Source organism: Dietzia sp. SYD-A1 (assembly GCF_015356725.1).
Lineage (GTDB): Bacteria > Actinomycetota > Actinomycetes > Mycobacteriales > Mycobacteriaceae > Dietzia.
Genome location: NZ_JADDKI010000459.1, coordinates 1 through 2,123, shown reverse-complemented (window position 1 = coordinate 2,123; position 2,123 = coordinate 1). Strand labels below are relative to the sequence as shown.

The 2,123-nt window shown below is 70.7% G+C and carries 3 protein-coding genes; 2 read left to right on the top strand and 1 reads right to left on the bottom strand.

Annotated elements, in window-relative coordinates:
* Positions 1-719 (top strand): pentapeptide repeat-containing protein (locus IY392_RS15665; protein WP_228549501.1); only part of this gene is annotated, 719 nt, incomplete at its 5' end.
* A gap of 32 nt (positions 720-751) precedes the next feature.
* Here the strand turns inward: IY392_RS15665 and IY392_RS15660 are convergent.
* Positions 752-1,024, bottom strand: coding sequence for a hypothetical protein (locus IY392_RS15660; RefSeq protein WP_182612806.1), 273 nt, complete (start codon positions 1,022-1,024; stop codon positions 752-754).
* Positions 1,025-1,229: 205 nt separating this feature from the next.
* Here IY392_RS15660 and IY392_RS15655 point away from each other — a divergent pair.
* Positions 1,230-2,123, top strand: an 894-nt coding sequence (locus IY392_RS15655; RefSeq protein ID WP_228549500.1) for a glycoside hydrolase family 25 protein, incomplete at its 3' end; no start/stop codon positions are given.

Here is a 2,123-nt window from a genome sequence, read left to right as displayed (position 1 = left end):
CCCCACACCCCACACCTAGGCTGGCGCCCGTGCCCCCACCGCTCCGTCGCCGTTCCGGCTCACCCCGACCGCCCGCCGCACCGTCCGTGCCGCGCCGGGAGCAACTGCAGACGCCGCGGTCAGAACTCGAACCGGACGGTCTGTGGGACGGAGTGTGGGCCACCGCCGAGGACGCTCCGTCGCCAGCCGAGGGCGCGGTCCGGATGGGCGGCTCGGAGATCCGTGAGTCGGTCCTCCAGGGCATCCGGCTGAGCAGTGCCAGGGCCGACTCACTGCGACTCACCGACGTCGAGGTGCGCGGGTGCGACCTGTCCGGGATGGTCGCCGACGGAGCCACGGTGACGCGGGTCAGGTTCGTCGGATGCCGCCTCACCGGCATGGTCCTGTCCGACGCCAGGCTCACCGACGTGTCCTTCGAGGACTGTCACGCCGACATGATCAACCTCCGGATGGCACGGGTGCACCGGGTGCGCCTGTCCTCGACCCGTTGCAGGCAGGCCGACCTGCTGGAGGCGCGGGTGGCGGACCTGTCGACGGACGGCGCGGACCTCCGCGGGGCCACACTCCACAACGCGACCTTCACGGCCGCGGACCTCCGCGGGGCCGACCTGGAGGACGTGCGGGGACCGTCCGCCCTCCGGGGATCGCTCATCTCACCGGAGCAGGTCCGGGGGGTCGGCCTGGCCCTGATCGCCGAGGCGGGCATCAGGGTCGAATGACAGAGGCCGGGTCACCGGGGCGGGACGAATGCTCACGGCAGGTGGGTGGCGGCGTCGCGCCACTGGTTGACGGCCCGGTTGATCATCGCCTGGAGGCGGAGAACCTGGTCACGATCCGTCAGGGTGACCCCCTCGACCCCGGTCCTCAGCACGAGTTCGGGCATCCCGCGACCCGCGCCGTTCTCGTCGAGCACCACCGTCTCCGTGATGGTCACCTCGAGGACCGCGTCATCGGCCGGCCCGTCGACTTCGGCGACGAGGTCATGCCTGTAGCGGAAGGTCGAGAAATCTACTGCATCGGTCACGAGGGGAACTCCCGACTGGGAACGGAGGGACTACGTCCACCATAGGGGCGGCGGGAAGGGTGATCGCACCAGTGGGACAGCGTGTTACCGGTTGTGACGGATCCGTGACCCGCACCACCGTCGATCGGTGCGGTTACCCCACTCGATGTGAGGAAAGTTGCGCGAGTTGCTTGTGTGACCGTTGTTACTAAACAATACTTCCCCCATGACACCAGCCGGTCAGCCGTCCCGCCACGCTCTCCTCCCCCGCCTCGTCGTGGCCCTGGCCTCCGCGGCCGCTCTGGCCCTCGGCCTCCTCGTCGTCGTCATGTCCCCCCGCGCCGACGCCGTCGTCCCCCTCTCCCCCGCGTTCGACGGCCTTGCCCGCGGCATCGACTCCTCGAGCTGGCAGCACCCGCACGGTGCGCCCGTCGACTGGCACGCAGCCGCCGCGTCAGGCCAGTCGTTCGCCTTCGTCAAGGCCACCGAGGGCACCGGCCCCGCGAACCGTTATTACGAGGCCGACGTCGCAGACGCCCGGGCCGCGGGGATGGCCGTGGGCAGCTACCACAAGGCTCGCCCCGCGATGGATCCGGCGATCCAGGCACGCGCATTCGCCACCCGGGTGCAGTCGGTGGGCGGCGAGCAGCTACCACCGGTGCTCGACATCGAGACCGACGAGGGCAAGAACCCGCAGGAGCTGATCGAGTGGACGCGGGTCTTCCTGACGGAGCTTCAGCACCTCACCGGTAGGACGCCGATCGTCTACACGTACCGGTTCTTCTGGATCGACCGGATGGCCAACACCACCCAGTTCTCCGAGTACCCGCTGTGGTTGGCCGAATACGGGGTCCCGGAGCCGACGCTCCCCGTGATCGGCGGGTGGGACGAGTGGCTGCTGTGGCAGAACTCGGAGACCGGCGAGGTGCCGGGCTTCGCCGGCCCCGTGGACCTCAACGTCTTCGCCGGGACCATCGAGGAGCTCGGGGCGTGGATCGGCCCCGTCTCGCCGGGTGAGGCACCGGTGCCCGAGGCCGCACCCGAGGTGGCCCCCGAGTCCGCACCCGCCGGGGATCGGGCCCCCATCCTCGACCCCGCTCCGGCGCCCGTCGCCGGGGGC